Origin of the sequence: Pseudomonas sp. MF6755 (genome assembly GCF_016405635.1) — a bacterium.
Lineage (GTDB): Bacteria > Pseudomonadota > Gammaproteobacteria > Pseudomonadales > Pseudomonadaceae > Aquipseudomonas > Aquipseudomonas haemolytica.
In genome coordinates this window covers 50,254-64,111 of the sequence record NZ_JAEKDA010000002.1, presented here as the reverse complement: position 1 = coordinate 64,111, position 13,858 = coordinate 50,254, and the positions used below count along the sequence as shown (strand labels likewise).

Sequence of the window (13,858 nt, the reverse complement as noted above, 5' to 3'; positions counted from 1 at the left end):
GCGTCTAGCGAGGTGGCAGGGTTTTCTGGCGCAGGATGTAGATCGTCACCAGCACCGCACTGGTCAGCATAAAAGCGCGTGCCCATGGCAGTGGTACCAGGTAGCAGGAGATCGTGATGCTCAGCCACATCAAGGCGATGGCGTAGACCTTGCCTTTGAGCGGTATGCCATTGCCGTCCAGGTAGTCTCGGATCCACGGGCCAAGGCGCGGGTGTTCCACCAGCCAGTGGTAGAAACGCGGGGAGCTTCGAGCGAAGCAAGCGGCGGCGAGTAGCAGGAAGGGCGTGGTCGGCAACACCGGTAGGAAAATGCCGATCACTCCCAGCGCTACACTGAGCCAGCCGATAGCCAGCAGCACGTAGCGCAGGAGCAGCGAGCGGTTGCCCATGGGTGCCACGGGCAATCGACTCAGTGGTGACGTGGCTTGAGGATCGCCGGTTTTTCATCAGGCGCGTTGCACAGCAGGTACAGCGCGGTGAGGGCTTCCGGGATCTGCACGATCATGTCGTCCATCAGGTTGGCGTCGGCGGCGATGTCGGCGAACTCAGGCTGGTCGTCGAACAAGCCCGAACCGACCATGATCGGCAGCAGCATTTCGCTGACTTCTTCCTCGGCGGTTTCGAACCAGGCGGCTTCGCGCAGGAACACGCCTTCCATGAAGCCGATGCACCAACCGCGCAGGTCGGAGTCGTCCGGCTCTTCGCCCAGGTCCAGGTCGCATGGCAGCTCGAACTCCTCATCGGAGGCCAGTTGGCGACCGATGTGGGCCTTGAGGGCCAGCAGGGTGGCTTCGATTTCTTCACGCTGGGCGGCGTCGGCGTAGTGAGGCTCTTCAGCGAACAAGGCGTCGATCCACTCACGGTCCGGCACGACTTCGGAACAGATCGACAGGGCGGTCAGGTAGCCGTGGGCGGCCACGTAGTCCAGCGCCTCGTCATGCAGCTCATCGGCGTCGAGGAAGGCTTGCAGGCGGGTTAGTTGCTCAGCGAAGGACATTGAAGGGCTACCTTGGGAATAAACGATGCTGAATTCTAGGCTTTCTTGAGCGCCCAGGCCAGCCGCAGTGCACATTTGCCCGGTTTTAGAATGGGGCGTCTATTCGTCAGTCGCGTCCTTTGGTGGATGACGCTCGGGTATACTGCCGCGTTTTGTGATGCCCCTGCAGGCCCAGCGCCAATCCGGGAAAACTTCGCTTACGGATTATTTTCCGTGACAGCGCATCTTTTCGGCCAGCCTGTACAGAGGGATTTCGGCACCATTTTGGAGTTTTACATGCTCGAGCAGGCTCAACGCGTCCTCAAGGACATCTTCGGCTACGACAGTTTTCGTGGCCGCCAGGGTGCGATCATTGAGCGCGTGGCCAATGGCGGCGATGCCTTGGTGCTGATGCCTACGGGTGGCGGCAAATCGTTGTGCTTCCAGGTGCCGGCGCTGTTGCGCAATGGCCTGGCCGTGGTGGTGTCGCCGCTGATTGCATTGATGGACGATCAGGTCGCGACCTTGGAAGAACTTGGTGTGGCCGCAGCATCATTGAACTCCACCCTCAGCGCCGAGCAGCAGCGCGACCTGGCCGCCCGTATCAAGCGTGGCGAGGTGAAGATGCTGTACCTGGCGCCAGAACGCCTCGTGCAGCCGCGCATGCTGGCCTTCCTGCAGAGCCTGGAAATTGCTCTGTTCGCCATCGACGAAGCCCACTGTGTATCGCAATGGGGTCACGATTTCCGCCGCGAATATTTGCAGCTTGGCCAATTGGCGGAACTGTTCCCCGACGTGCCACGCATCGCGCTGACCGCCACTGCCGACAAACGTACTCGTGAAGAGATCGTTGAACGCCTGCATTTGCAGAACGCCGAGCGCTTCCTCTCAAGCTTTGACCGGCCGAATATTTTCTATCGCATTGTGCCCAAGGAGCAGCCACGCAAGCAGTTGCTGGCGTTCCTGTCCGAGCGGCGCAGTGATGCGGGCATTGTGTATTGCCTGTCGCGCAAAAAAGTTGATGAAGTCGCCGCGTTCCTTTGCGAACAGGGCTATCCGGCGTTGCCTTATCACGCCGGCCTGCCGAACGATCTGCGTGCTTATCACCAAAAGCGCTTCCTCAACGAGGAGGGCCTGATCATGGTGGCGACTATTGCCTTTGGCATGGGCATCGACAAATCCAACGTGCGTTTCGTGGCGCACATGGATCTGCCCAAATCCCTTGAGGCCTATTACCAGGAAACCGGGCGTGCCGGTCGTGATGGCCTGCCGGCGGATGCCTGGATGGTCTACGGCTTGCAAGACGTGGTGATGCTCAAGCAGATGCTGCAAAACTCCGAAGGTGACGAGCGCCACAAGCGCCTGGAGCAGCACAAGCTCGACGCGATGCTCTCACTGTGCGAAGAGACGCGCTGCCGGCGCCAGACGCTGCTGGCGTATTTTGACGAAGACATGCCCGAACCCTGCGGCCACTGCGATAACTGCATTGACGGTGTGCAGACCTGGGACGCCACCGAGCCGGCTCGCCAGGCGTTGTCGACGATCTACCGCACCGGCCAGCGTTATGGCGTGGGTCACTTGGTGGATGTGTTGCTGGGCAAGGACAACGAAAAAATCCGCAGCTTTGGCCACGAGAAACTCTCGGTCTACGGTGTCGGCAAGGCACGGGCTGAGGGCGAATGGCGTTCGCTGTTCCGTCAGATGGTTGCCCGTGGCCTCGTCGACATCGATATTGAGGGCTACGGCGGGCTGCGCCTGAGTAGCAGTTGCCGGCCGTTGCTCAAGGGTGAAGTGAGCCTGGAACTGCGCCGTGACCTCAAGCCACAGACCACCGCCAAGAGCAGCAGCACCAGCCAGGCCAGCCAACTGGTGCGGGGCGAGGAGCGCGAACAGTGGGAAGCCCTGCGCACCCTGCGGCGCAAACTGGCGCAGGAGCACAGCGTGCCGCCCTACGTCATTTTCCCCGACTCCACTTTGCTGGAGATGCTCCGCGAGCAACCCACCACCATGGCCGAGATGGCCAGGGTCAGCGGTGTGGGTGCGCGCAAGCTGGAGCGTTACGGCCAGGCGTTCCTCGAAGTGCTTGGCGGCCAGGCCGAAGCACCGAAGGAAATCGCCGATATTCGCCACGAACTGATCAGCCTGGCTCGCGCCGGCATGACCCCGATCCAGATCGCCGGCCAACTGCAATGCTCGGAAAAAAATGTGTATACCTTGCTTGCCGAAGCCATCGGCAAGCAGCAACTGTCGCTGGAGCAGGCCCTTGATTTACCTGAGGATTTGCTCGGCGAAATCCAGGATGCCTTTCTCGATGGAGAAGGCGAATTGCCACCTGTCACGGAGATCGCTCCATTGTTCACCGGGCGTGTTCCTGAAGGCGTTTTGTACTGCGTGCGTGCCGCTTTACAGTCGGAATTCGAAATTTAGTGTGCCAATTACGACAATGTAACGAATCAGTACATACCGGGCCTTGCCTACTGGCATGGCGCATGCTTAGCTGACTAATAATTAGCCACACTTTATTTTCAGTCTTAAACATGAGTTTTTTATGCCGTTAACCGATCAACACCGTTTTGGCATGCAGTTGGCGCAAATGTCCCGAGGTTGGCGCGCCGAGCTGGACCGCCGCTTGGCGGGGCTGGGCTTGTCCCAGGCGCGCTGGCTGGTGCTGTTGCATTTGGCCCGTTTTGTCGAAGCACCTACCCAGCGTGAATTGGCACAAAGTGTCGGCGTGGAAGGGCCAACCCTGGCGCGTCTGCTCGACAGCCTGGAAGGCCAGGGCCTGGTGCAACGCCAGGCCGTGGTAGAAGACCGCCGCGCCAAACGTATCCTGCTGTGTGACACCGCCCGGCCTCTGATCGACCAGATCGAAACCATCGCTACGGCGTTGCGCCATGAGTTGTTCGTGGGGGTGGATGAGGAGGAGCTGCGGGTGTGCATGCGTGTGCATGAACACATCTTGGCGAATCTGGAAAAGTCCTGATCCCCAATGTGGGAGGGGCAAGCCCGCTCCCACAGTTGATTTGTGCAGAGGTTTAAAAGGTCTGGCCCAGGTTCAGGTACACCGCCTTCTGATTATCATCATTGAACCCATAGCTGAAATTCAGCGGCCCCAGTGGCGTATCAAACCCGAGGAAAATACTCGCCGCATTGATATAGCCGCTATCGAACTCATTGTCGTTGTTCCACGCGCGGCCCCGTTCCACTGAGGCGCCCAGGTACAACGGGAAGTCCAGCGGCAGGTACGACCGCGGGGTCAGTCGCCGGAAGTACACCGCGCGCATCAGGCTGACGTTCTGCCCCGAAATCGCATCCTGGCGAAAGCCTGACAATTGCCGCGCCCCACCCAGCAGGAAGCTGGAAATCACCACATCCGAATTATCCAGGGTGCGTCCGTAACGACCGCCCAGTATCAGTGTGTCCGGGCCGTGGCTCATGGCCTTGTCCAGCTTGAACTCCCATTGACGGTAGCGCTGGTCCGAGCCAAGCCCCGGTTCGAATTCACGGTAGGCCAGGCCGATGTCCTCGCCGCTGTGGGGGAAGTACACGTTGTCCAAGGAATCGAAGGAGTATTTGAGTTCATAGAAGCCTTCGCTGAAACTCACGCTCGGCAGGTCGCGCTCGCCGATACGCACGTCGGCCTTGCCCCAGGCTTCACCAACGCCGAAGCGGATCTCGCCGCTGTTGCCGATCTGTCGGCCCACGTTCAAGCCGAAACCATAGCGTTCCAGGCGGTATTCGGAGATGGGGTCGTTGTCCAGGATCAGTTCAACGTTCTGCGCCTCAGCTCTGATATAGGGCGCGACAAAGTAACGCGAGCCGGTGTCCATCGGTTGGTAGAACTCGCTGTACAGCTCTTGCCGATCACCGATCTGCACCCGGGTCAGCCATTCTGCACCGAGGCGGTTGATACCGTTCACGCGATAGCTGGCGCCGAGGTTGAAGGCGCTGTCACCGCGCATATCGTCCGACAGGTTCAAGCCCAGACGCAGGTAATCGGTGCCGCTGCGTTTGCCGCGCGCACTGATCACCAGGGTGTTTTCCTTGCCCTTTTTGACCACGCGGTATTGCACCTGCTCGAAGTAGTCCAGTCCGTACAGCGTGCCCATGTCCGATTGCAGGCGGCCCAGGTTCAGCGGTTCTCCCAGCCCCTGGCGGATGTAATAGCGGATCACGTCGTCGCTGACTTTGGAGTCATTCTCCACCCTGATCGCGGTGATCACCGGGGTGCGCTCGCCCGGCGTGCGTGCGGCCACCAATTCGGGGTCGATGGGCTCGGCAGGCCGCAGGTGCGCCAGGCGTACATCAAGGGCGCGGGTAGCGCGATAGCCAGCATCGATCATGTCCTTGGCGCGGCCGAAGTCCGTCACGCCATAGGCGGCCAGAGGCGGCTGGATCAGTACGTCCTTGGGGTTCAGGGCCTTGAGTTGTTCCTCGGAATTGCGCCGGGTCATCAAAGTGATGGACTGGTTAAGCACGTCCACCACGGTCGCCAGTTGCTTGCGCGAACGCAGCGGGGTGCCGATGTCGACCACGATAGCGATGTCGACGCCCATTTCTCGCGCTACATCGAGCGGGATATTGTCGGTCATGCCGCCGTCCACCAGCAGGCGACCATCGATTTCCACCGGGGCGAACACCGCGGGGATCGACATGCTCGCGCGTATCACCTGGGGCAGGTGGCCCTTGCTGAACACGACTTTTTCGCCAGTGGTAATGTCGGTGGCCACGGCGCGGAACGGGATCGGCAGCTTGTCGAAGTTACGGGTGTTGCTGCTATGGGCAAACATGCTTTCCAGCAGCAGGGCCAGGTTCTGGCCCTGGATCACGCCCAGCGGCAGGCCGAGGCTGCCGTCGTCGCGGAAGCTGAGTTTCTGCTTGACCAGGAAATCCCGGTCATCCTGTTTGCGTCGAAACGGCACGTCTTCGCGTGGTGGTGCGTCGGAGAGGGCCTGCTGCCAGTCGATACCCAGCGCCAGCTTCTCCAACTCGTCGATCTTGTAGCCCGACGCGTACAGCCCGCCAATCACCGCGCCCATGCTGGTACCGGCAATCGCATCAATATGGATGCCCTGTTCCTCAAGGGCCTTGAGGACGCCGATATGCGCCAGGCCACGTGCGGCACCGCCGGACAGCACCAGGCCGATCTTGGGGCGTGGCGTTTCTACGGCGTCGGCGAGAAGGGGGATCAGGCACAGGAACAGGCAGGACAACAGGCGGCGCATCATCGATCTCAAGGCTGGGCGATAAAGGCCGCTATTATAGCCACTCGATCCGCCGAGCCCGTTACGCCAGGAGCCGCTAAATTATGTCCGCAAGCAAACCCGAGATCGTTATCACCTATTGCACCCAGTGTCAGTGGCTGCTGCGCGCCGCGTGGCTGGCCCAGGAGTTGCTCAGTACATTTGCCGATGACCTGGGGCGCGTGGCGCTGGAACCGGCCACCGGCGGCGCCTTTCGCATCACCTGTAATGGCGTGCAGATTTGGGAGCGCAAGGTGGATGGCGGCTTCCCGGAAGCCAAAGTACTCAAGCAACGGGTGCGCGACCATATCGACCCGCAGCGTGACCTGGGGCATAACGATCGTACATCTTGAGGTCAGACCGGCGTGGGCTGTTTGGCCTGGCTGGCGCTGCCCATCAGGCCGGAGAGCACGATGGCGACGATGATCAAGGCGCCGCCCAGCAGCATGCGCAAGGTAGGGGTTTCGGCAAACAGCAGCCAAGCCACGGTGATGCCGTAGACCGGTTCCATGGCAAATACCACTGAGGCGGTGCGCGCCTTGATCACCGCGAGGCTGGCGACAAACAGGCTATGGGCCAGACCCGTACAGAACACACCCAGCAGCCCGATCCACAGCCAGTCAATCCCACGCACATCTGCCAGCCCCGGCGCGGCCACGGGCAGCAGGCAGGCCGCGACCACGATGTTCTGGCACAGCGCCGCCTGTACCGCTGGAATGCGTCCGGCACTGGCGCGATTGTTCAGCGACAACAAGGAGAACAACAGCCCCGAGGCGATGCCCCACAGCAGGCCGCTTGTGGCCTCGCTGGCGAGGTTGAAGTCTGGGGTGACCAGCACCAGGCCAACGGTGACCAGAGCCACCAGCAGCACTTCATTGGCGCGAATGCGCTCGCGGAAGATCAGCCCTTCGAGGATCACAGTAAAGGCCGGGAAGGCGGTGAACCCCAGGGTCGCCACGGCCACACCGGCGACCTTGACGGCAATGAAGAACGTCACCCAATGCGCTGCCAGTAACACGCCGCTGACCAGCAGGCGGCGCCAGTCGCGCAGCTCCAGCTTTTTCCACGGCGCATTGCTGGCAAAGCGGGCAAATACCGCCAGGGCAAGCACGGCAAACGCGGCGCGCCCAAACACGATGATGGCAGGGGAGGCGGCTGCCAGCTTGCCGAATACGCCGGTGAGGCCAAACATCAATGCGCCGATATGCAGGGCGCCAAGGGCTGAGCGGGGAGTCATTGTGATCCTTGAACCAACGGGAGTGACAGCCTCGCAGTCTAGAGGGTTGGTTCACGGGCGTCTGTCGCCGGCCTCGCGTTTTTTAGCGCGGGGCTCTTGTCAGTTCGCCCGACGCAGGGCATTGGGCGAGGCGCCAAACTCGCGCAGCATGGCGGCACTGAATGCGCTTTGCGAGGCGTAGCCGACACGTTCGGCAATCTCCCCAATGGCCAGCGGTGTTCCGCGCAAAAGCCCCAGCGCCATGTGCAAGCGACGACTGCGTAGATAATCCATCGGTGTTTGCCCGCATTCCGCCATGAAGCGTGCATGCAGGCGCGCCACGGAAAGCCCGGCAATCCGCGCAAGGTCAGCCACCTGCAACGGGTGCGCAGCATGGCGCTCGATATGCGCGTTGAATGCCGCATAAGGCAGGCGTCGGCCTGGCAGCAGTTGGGCCTGGGGATGATTGAGGCTGGCCAGCAACAGCACCGCCCCTTGCTGGACGATCAGCGGGTCGTCCACTGGGCTGTGCGCCAGCCACTGCACCAGTTGGCTTTGTCGCGGATCCAGCACCAGGCGTGCCGGTTGGTCGAGCAAGCGGCGGCTGGCATCGGCATGCTCGCCCAAGGATTGCAGCACCCAATGCTCGGTCGGCACATCCAGCACCAGGCAGCGGCTGCCATCGCGGCTGCCGCAGGCGTGGTGGGTTGAGAAGGGCAGTACCATTACGCTGCTCTCGCGCACCTGGCTGCCACGGCCATCGACTTCCAGGTCCAGGTGCCCGGACAGGCCGAACACCAACTGCGCATGGTCATGGCTGTGGGCGATGGGCGCTTCGAGGTAGTGGCGTAGCGTGAGGGTCGGGCTCATCGCGGTCTCCAGGGCTGCAGGCCGCCAGTCTACAACGCTTCGCGGGCAACGGGCGCTGTCATCAGACTGACGCACAGCTGTCATGGGCTATTAATCGCCAAGGCGCAAGCTCGCGAAAACAGCGTCGAGGGATGCCCATGACCCGTGCCGAGTTCACCAAGCCCAGCCGCAAGCAAAGAGTGCGTACCCTGTGGATTTCCGATGTGCACCTGGGCACCCGGGATTGCCAGGCCGAGCACTTGTCACAGTTTCTCAAGGGCTACCATGCCGATAAGGTCTACCTGGTGGGCGACATTATCGACGGCTGGAAAATGCGCGGCGGCATGTATTGGCCACAGGCCCACACCAACGTGATCCGTCGCCTGCTGACCATGGCCAAGCGCGGCACCGAAGTCATTTATGTCACCGGCAACCATGATGAGTTTTTAAGGCGCTATTCCAAGCTGATCCTGGGCAATATCCAATTGGTCGACGAGGCGGTGCATGTGACCGCCGATGGTCGGCATTTGTTGGTGATCCATGGCGACCAGTTCGATGTGATTACCCGCTATCACCGTTGGCTGGCATTCCTCGGCGACTCGGCCTACGAATTCACCCTCACGCTTAACCGCTGGCTCAATCATTGGCGTGCGCGCTATGGCTACGGCTACTGGTCACTGTCGGCGTACCTGAAGCACAAGGTGAAAACCGCCGTGAGCTTTATCAGCGATTTCGAAGAAGCGATCGCCCACGAAGTCACCAAGCGTGAACTGCATGGGGTGGTCTGCGGGCATATTCACCATGCCGAGATTCGCAAGGTGGGCGAGGTGGATTACCTCAATTGCGGGGATTGGGTGGAATCGTGCACGGCGCTGATCGAGCACTGGGATGGGAAGATTGAGCTGTATCGGTTGGCGGATGCGCAGGCCAGGGAGGCGCAGCTCAAGGCCGAGATGGTCGCGGGCTAGCAGTCTGGCTGGATCCAAATGTGGGAGCGGGCTTGCTCGCGAATGCTGAGTGTCAGCCACCTAATACATTGACTGATACACCGCATTCGCGAGCAAGCCCGCTCCCACATTTAGTGCCGGCTTCGTCAGTTAGTCGTGGGATACATCGGCAATAGCCTCGGCAAGTAATGCGAGCCGCGTCGCATCAACCCCGGCCACGTTAGCCCGCCCCGAACTGACCATGTACACACTGTGCTTCTCGCGCAGTTGCTTGACCTGGTCGGCACTCAGACCGGTATAGGAAAACATCCCGCGCTGCGCGCCGATATGTGCAAACTTCTCGGCCAAGCCATGGGGTGCCAAGGCTTCCACCAACCCGGAACGCAAGTGTGCGATCCGTGAACGCATGGCCTCGACTTCGCCGCTCCACAGCGCTTTCAGTTCGGTATCACCGAGAATGGTCGCCACCACGGCGGCCCCATGATCCGGCGGCGTCGACCAAAGGTTGCGAGCGATATTCGCCAATTGGCTGCGCACATCGGTGAGCTTTTCGGCATCCGCGGTACACACGATCAACGCGCCAACCCGGTCGCGATACAAACCGAAGTTCTTCGAGCAGGAACTGGTGACCAGCACCTCCGGCAACTCGGCTGCAAACAATCGCACCGCCCAGGCGTCCTGCTCCAGGCCATCGCCAAAGCCTTGGTAGGCAAAGTCGATCAACGGCAGCAACTGGCGTTCACGCACGATCTGCAATACCTGGCGCCAGTCATCCTGGGACAGGTCGAAGCCGGTCGGGTTATGGCAGCAGGCATGCAGCAGCACCACGTCACCCTTGGGGACGGTGGACAGGGTTGCCAGCATCGCCGCTACATCCAGGCGATTGTCGCTGCCCACGTAAGGGTAGTGACTGACCTTCAGCCCTGCCTTGGCGAAGATGGTTTCGTGGATAGGCCAGGTTGGATTGCTCAGCCACACGCCACGGCCGGGCAGGCTCTGGGCGATAAAGTCGGCGCTCAGGCGCAGGGCGCCGGTGCCGCCTGGGGTTTGCGTGGCGCCGGCACGGCGGTCGCGAAGCAAGGCCGAGTCGGCACCAAGCACCAGTTGGCTGATCAACGTGCCGAAGGCTGCGTCGCCATGGCCGCCGATGTAAGTCTTGGTCACCTGGGTATCGACCAGGCGCTGTTCCGCCAGCTTCACCGAGTGGGGGATCGGCGTCAGGCCCTGGTCATCTTTATAGACGCCTACGCCCAGGTCGAACTTGTTCGGGTTGGTATCCTGGGCATACAGGTCCATCAGCCCGAGGATCGGGTCACCGGGCACGCGGCCAATGGCATCGAAATGCATTACTTGCGGCCCTCGGCGGTCTTGGCCACTTCGTCGGTGCGTGCGGCCATGATGAAGTCATTACGGTGCAGGCCCTTGATGGAGTGGCTCCACCAGGTCACGGTGACTTTGCCCCACTCGGTGAGCAGGCCAGGGTGATGGCCTTCGGCTTCGGAGATTTCACCCATGGCGTTGGTGAAGGCCAAGGCGAACTTGAAGTTCTTGAACAGGAAAACCTTTTCCAATTGCATTACGCCGTCGCGCACTTCGATGTTCCAGTCAGGGATCTGCTTGATCAGCACCGGCAGTTCTTCATCGCTGACTTGCGGGGCATCGGCGCGGCAGGCTTCGCAGTGGGCTTGGTTCAAGGTGGTCATGGAAGGTGTCCTGAATTCGAATGTTTGAAGGTCAGTGGCGTTACCCTAAAGCAACGCGGGGCCAGGGAACAGACTCACCTGGCCTTAAAACGTAAGGTTCATGCAGCCTTGGGCTTCGGAGGGAAGAGCGGTGCGTGCAGTCCCAGTTCCATACCGCGCTCGACCATGCCCATGATGTCTTCCTGCGCCACGTCGAACAGGCGCTTGAGCTCGGGCAATACGAAGTACAGCGGTTGCAGGATGTCGATGCGATACGGGGTGCGCATCGCTTCCAGCGGGTCGAAGGCTTGGTGTTTTGGCTCATCCGACAGGCAATACACGCTTTCTTTGGGCGACGACAGAATGCCGCCACCGTAGATGCGCCGCCCTTCGGGCGTGTCTACCAGGCCGAACTCGATGGTCATCCAGTACAGGCGCGCCAGGTACACCCGTTGCTCCTTGGTGGCCGCGAGGCCAAGCTTGCCATAGGTGTGGGTGAATTCTGCGAACCACGGGTTGGTCAGCAGTGGGCAGTGACCAAAAATCTCATGGAAAATATCCGGTTCTTGCAGGTAATCCAGTTCTTCACGGGTACGAATAAACGTCGCCACCGGAAACTGCTTGCTGGCGAGCAATTCAAAAAAAGTCTGGAAGGGGATCAGGGCCGGTACGCGGGCCACTTGCCAGCCGGTGGTTTCGGCCAGCACCTTGTTGATTTCGCCCAACTGGGGGATGCGATCCAGGGGCAGGCCGAGCTTGTCGATGCCGTCCAGGTATTCCTGGCAGGCGCGGCCCTCGATCACTTTGAGTTGACGAGTGATCAGGGTATTCCACACCGCGTGTTCTTCCGGCGGGTAGTGGATAAAACCTTGCGCATCGGGCTCGCGGGCCACGTAGTGCGTCTGCTTCATACGGCTCTCCTGCTAGGCATTCGTTCTTGTTATGTCCTGCGATGCCACTATTCATAACCCGATGTGCGCAGGATTCCATCCACCTGCAACTCAGGTATGTAGGAAAAATTACCGATAATCGTAAAGTATTCGTTACGGATGCATGACTAATCCCGACTGTGGGCTGGGAAAAGCCTACAACCTGTCACATAATCTTGACGACTATCTGCGCCCAACGGCAAAAAAGACGCGGCGCCTCTACTTTTCGAGCCTCTTCATGCGTATCAAAGTGCACTGCCAGAACCGCATCGGCATCCTGCGGGACATCCTCAACCTGTTGGTGGAGTACGGCGTCAACGTCGCCAAGGGTGAGGTCGGCGGCGAGCATGGCAATGCCATCTACCTGTTTTGCCCGAACCTGGTGAACATGCAGTTCCAGGCGCTGCGCCCGCAGTTCGAGGCGATTGCCGGAGTGTTCGGCGTCAAGCGGGTTGGGCTGATGCCCAGCGAGCGGCGGCATATGGAGCTCAATGCGCTGCTCGGCGCCCTGGAGTTTCCGGTGCTGTCCATCGACATGGGTGGTTCTATCGTGGCCGCCAATCGCGCGGCGGCGCAGTTGCTCGGCGTGCGGGTGGATGAGGTGCCGGGAATCCCGCTGTCGCGCTACGCCGAGGATTTCGACTTGCCGGAACTGGTACGCGCCAGCAAGTCGCGGATCAATGGCCTGAGGGTCAAGGTCAAGGGTGACGTATTTCTGGCGGACATCGCGCCGTTGCAATCCTCTGAACACGATGACAGTGAAGCCATGGCTGGCGCCGTGCTCACCCTGCACCGTGCCGACCGCGTCGGCGAGCGTATCTATAACGTGCGCAAGCAAGAGCTGCGCGGTTTCGACAGTATTTTCCAAAGCTCCAAAGTCATGGCCGCCGTGGTCCGTGAAGCGCGGCGCATGGCACCGCTGGATGCGCCTCTATTAATAGAAGGCGAAACCGGCACCGGCAAAGAGTTGCTGGCCCGTGCCTGCCACTTGGCCAGCCCCCGTGGGCAGTCACCGCTGATGGCGCTCAACTGCGCAGGGTTGCCCGAGTCGATGGCCGAGACTGAGCTGTTCGGCTACGGCCCTGGGGCTTTTGAAGGCGCACGTGCAGAAGGCAAGCTCGGCCTGTTGGAGCTGACCGCAGGCGGTACGTTGTTTCTCGATGGCGTGGGGGAAATGAGCGCACGCTTGCAGGTCAAACTGCTGCGCTTTCTGCAGGACGGTTGTTTTCGCCGGGTCGGCAGTGATGAAGAGGTGTACCTGGATGTGCGGGTGATTTGTGCGACACAGGTGGACTTGTCTGAGTTGTGCGCCCGCGGCGAATTCCGCCAGGACCTCTATCACCGCCTGAATGTGCTGTCGTTGCATATCCCGCCGTTGCGCGAATGCCTGGATGGGTTGGCGCCGTTAGTTGAACATTTCCTAGATCAAGCCAGCCGGCAGATAGGTTGCCCGCTGCCAAAGCTGGCACCGGCCGCGATGGATCGCCTCAGCCACTACCACTGGCCGGGCAACGTGCGGCAGTTGGAAAACGTGTTGTTCCAGGCGGTGTCGTTGTGCGAAGGCGGGACGGTCAAGGTTGAACATATTCGTCTGCCGGATTACGGCGTGCGCCAGCCCCTCGGTGATTTTTCGCTGGAGGGCGGGTTAGAGGAGATTGTTGGACGGTTCGAGAAGGCCGTGCTGGAAGCCTTGTATGCCGAGCACCCGAGCAGTCGTCAGTTGGGCAAGCGCCTGCGGGTTTCGCACACGACCATCGCCAACAAGTTGCGCGACCACGAAATCCTCAAGACCGATAAATAATTCGCTGACACTACGCGGTCAAAAAATGTGGGAGGGGCCTTGCTCCCACATTTGATCTTCGTCGTTTTCCAGATCGGTGATTGCCGCCGGCGGCAGTAGTCCGCCGTTTTTTCGACTCGCTCTCACGCCTGAAATCTTCGCACCTCGCCGCAACCCCCCGTAGCGCCTGGGCTTTACCCTCTTTTCAAAAGTTGGTTCGCAAATTGCTTAAGCCTC

13 protein-coding genes are annotated in these 13,858 nt (G+C 60.6%); 5 read left to right on the top strand and 8 right to left on the bottom strand.

All coding sequences use genetic code 11. The features are described from left to right. Nucleotides 1-4 precede the first annotated feature (4 nt). Both JFT66_RS02685 and JFT66_RS02680 read right to left on the bottom strand, forming a co-directional pair. Nucleotides 5-388 carry a YbaN family protein gene (locus JFT66_RS02685; protein ID WP_153871087.1) on the bottom strand — a complete coding sequence of 128 codons (384 nt, stop codon included), beginning with the start codon at nucleotides 386-388 and terminating at the stop codon, nucleotides 5-7. A 20-nt stretch (nucleotides 389-408) separates the two neighbouring features. Further along, nucleotides 409-996 carry a UPF0149 family protein gene (locus JFT66_RS02680; protein WP_034117113.1) on the bottom strand — a complete coding sequence of 196 codons (588 nt, stop codon included), beginning with the start codon at nucleotides 994-996 and terminating at the stop codon, nucleotides 409-411. Nucleotides 997-1,272: 276 nt separating this feature from the next. On the opposite strand from JFT66_RS02680, the gene recQ reads away from it, so the two are divergent. After that, nucleotides 1,273-3,402 carry a DNA helicase RecQ gene (gene recQ, locus JFT66_RS02675; RefSeq protein WP_034117112.1) on the top strand — a complete coding sequence of 710 codons (2,130 nt, stop codon included), beginning with the start codon at nucleotides 1,273-1,275 and terminating at the stop codon, nucleotides 3,400-3,402. 121 nt (nucleotides 3,403-3,523) lie between these two features. Then, complete coding sequence (locus JFT66_RS02670; protein ID WP_034117111.1) at nucleotides 3,524-3,958, top strand: MarR family transcriptional regulator; 435 nt, start codon at nucleotides 3,524-3,526, stop codon at nucleotides 3,956-3,958. Nucleotides 3,959-4,010: 52 nt separating this feature from the next. On the opposite strand, the gene JFT66_RS02665 is transcribed toward JFT66_RS02670, so the two are convergent. Continuing rightward, nucleotides 4,011-6,200 carry a patatin-like phospholipase family protein gene (locus JFT66_RS02665; protein WP_198858701.1) on the bottom strand — a complete coding sequence of 730 codons (2,190 nt, stop codon included), beginning with the start codon at nucleotides 6,198-6,200 and terminating at the stop codon, nucleotides 4,011-4,013. Nucleotides 6,201-6,283: 83 nt separating this feature from the next. Here JFT66_RS02665 and JFT66_RS02660 point away from each other — a divergent pair, with 83 nt between their 5' ends. After that, the gene (locus tag JFT66_RS02660) at nucleotides 6,284-6,571 is read left to right on the top strand and encodes a SelT/SelW/SelH family protein (RefSeq protein ID WP_198858700.1); all 288 of its coding nucleotides are present in this window, start codon (nucleotides 6,284-6,286) and stop codon (nucleotides 6,569-6,571) included. A 2-nt stretch (nucleotides 6,572-6,573) separates the two neighbouring features. Here the strand turns inward: JFT66_RS02660 and JFT66_RS02655 are convergent, their stop codons facing one another. Further along, nucleotides 6,574-7,455, bottom strand: a complete 882-nt coding sequence (locus JFT66_RS02655; protein WP_034117109.1) for a DMT family transporter — start codon at nucleotides 7,453-7,455, stop codon at nucleotides 6,574-6,576. 99 nt (nucleotides 7,456-7,554) lie between these two features. Beyond that, nucleotides 7,555-8,304 carry a helix-turn-helix transcriptional regulator gene (locus JFT66_RS02650; protein ID WP_034117108.1) on the bottom strand — a complete coding sequence of 250 codons (750 nt, stop codon included), beginning with the start codon at nucleotides 8,302-8,304 and terminating at the stop codon, nucleotides 7,555-7,557. A gap of 137 nt (nucleotides 8,305-8,441) precedes the next feature. On the opposite strand from JFT66_RS02650, the gene JFT66_RS02645 reads away from it, so the two are divergent. Beyond that, nucleotides 8,442-9,251 (top strand): UDP-2,3-diacylglucosamine diphosphatase, encoded by an 810-nt coding sequence (locus JFT66_RS02645; protein WP_034117107.1) that lies wholly within the window; start codon nucleotides 8,442-8,444, stop codon nucleotides 9,249-9,251. 129 nt (nucleotides 9,252-9,380) lie between these two features. On the opposite strand, the gene JFT66_RS02640 is transcribed toward JFT66_RS02645, so the two are convergent. The 3 genes from JFT66_RS02640 to phhA form a co-directional block, all read right to left on the bottom strand. Continuing rightward, entirely contained in the window at nucleotides 9,381-10,577 is a 1,197-nt protein-coding gene (locus JFT66_RS02640; protein WP_034117106.1) for an amino acid aminotransferase, read from the bottom strand. Then, nucleotides 10,577-10,933: a 4a-hydroxytetrahydrobiopterin dehydratase gene (locus tag JFT66_RS02635; RefSeq protein ID WP_003192995.1), complete on the bottom strand. Its 357-nt coding sequence runs from the start codon at nucleotides 10,931-10,933 to the stop codon at nucleotides 10,577-10,579. The genes JFT66_RS02640 and JFT66_RS02635 overlap by 1 nt, the downstream gene beginning before the upstream one ends. Nucleotides 10,934-11,031: 98 nt before the next feature. Next, nucleotides 11,032-11,823 (bottom strand): phenylalanine 4-monooxygenase, encoded by a 792-nt coding sequence (phhA, locus tag JFT66_RS02630; protein WP_034117105.1) that lies wholly within the window; start codon nucleotides 11,821-11,823, stop codon nucleotides 11,032-11,034. A 256-nt stretch (nucleotides 11,824-12,079) separates the two neighbouring features. Between phhA and JFT66_RS02625 the strand changes: the two genes are divergently transcribed. Continuing rightward, nucleotides 12,080-13,642 carry a sigma-54-dependent phenylalanine hydroxylase transcriptional regulator PhhR gene (locus JFT66_RS02625; protein ID WP_034117104.1) on the top strand — a complete coding sequence of 521 codons (1,563 nt, stop codon included), beginning with the start codon at nucleotides 12,080-12,082 and terminating at the stop codon, nucleotides 13,640-13,642. The last annotated feature ends 216 nt before the right edge of the window (nucleotides 13,643-13,858 follow it).

Bases quoted from the DNA above. Each gene is read 5' to 3' on its own strand.
- JFT66_RS02680 (WP_034117113.1), bottom strand. From the start codon at position 996: ATGTCCTTCGCTGAGCAACTAACCCGCCTGCAAGCCTTCCTCGACGCC.
- JFT66_RS02665 (WP_198858701.1), bottom strand. From the start codon at position 6,200: ATGCGCCGCCTGTTGTCCTGCCTGTTCCTGTGCCTGATCCCCCTTCTC.
- JFT66_RS02635 (WP_003192995.1), bottom strand. From the start codon at position 10,933: ATGACCACCTTGAACCAAGCCCACTGCGAAGCCTGCCGCGCCGATGCC.
- JFT66_RS02645 (WP_034117107.1), top strand. From the start codon at position 8,442: ATGACCCGTGCCGAGTTCACCAAGCCCAGCCGCAAGCAAAGAGTGCGT.
- JFT66_RS02625 (WP_034117104.1), top strand. From the start codon at position 12,080: ATGCGTATCAAAGTGCACTGCCAGAACCGCATCGGCATCCTGCGGGAC.
- JFT66_RS02650 (WP_034117108.1), bottom strand. From the start codon at position 8,304: ATGAGCCCGACCCTCACGCTACGCCACTACCTCGAAGCGCCCATCGCC.
- phhA (WP_034117105.1), bottom strand. From the start codon at position 11,823: ATGAAGCAGACGCACTACGTGGCCCGCGAGCCCGATGCGCAAGGTTTT.
- JFT66_RS02640 (WP_034117106.1), bottom strand. From the start codon at position 10,577: ATGCATTTCGATGCCATTGGCCGCGTGCCCGGTGACCCGATCCTCGGG.
- JFT66_RS02655 (WP_034117109.1), bottom strand. From the start codon at position 7,455: ATGACTCCCCGCTCAGCCCTTGGCGCCCTGCATATCGGCGCATTGATG.
- JFT66_RS02685 (WP_153871087.1), bottom strand. From the start codon at position 388: ATGGGCAACCGCTCGCTGCTCCTGCGCTACGTGCTGCTGGCTATCGGC.
- recQ (WP_034117112.1), top strand. From the start codon at position 1,273: ATGCTCGAGCAGGCTCAACGCGTCCTCAAGGACATCTTCGGCTACGAC.
- JFT66_RS02660 (WP_198858700.1), top strand. From the start codon at position 6,284: ATGTCCGCAAGCAAACCCGAGATCGTTATCACCTATTGCACCCAGTGT.
- JFT66_RS02670 (WP_034117111.1), top strand. From the start codon at position 3,524: ATGCCGTTAACCGATCAACACCGTTTTGGCATGCAGTTGGCGCAAATG.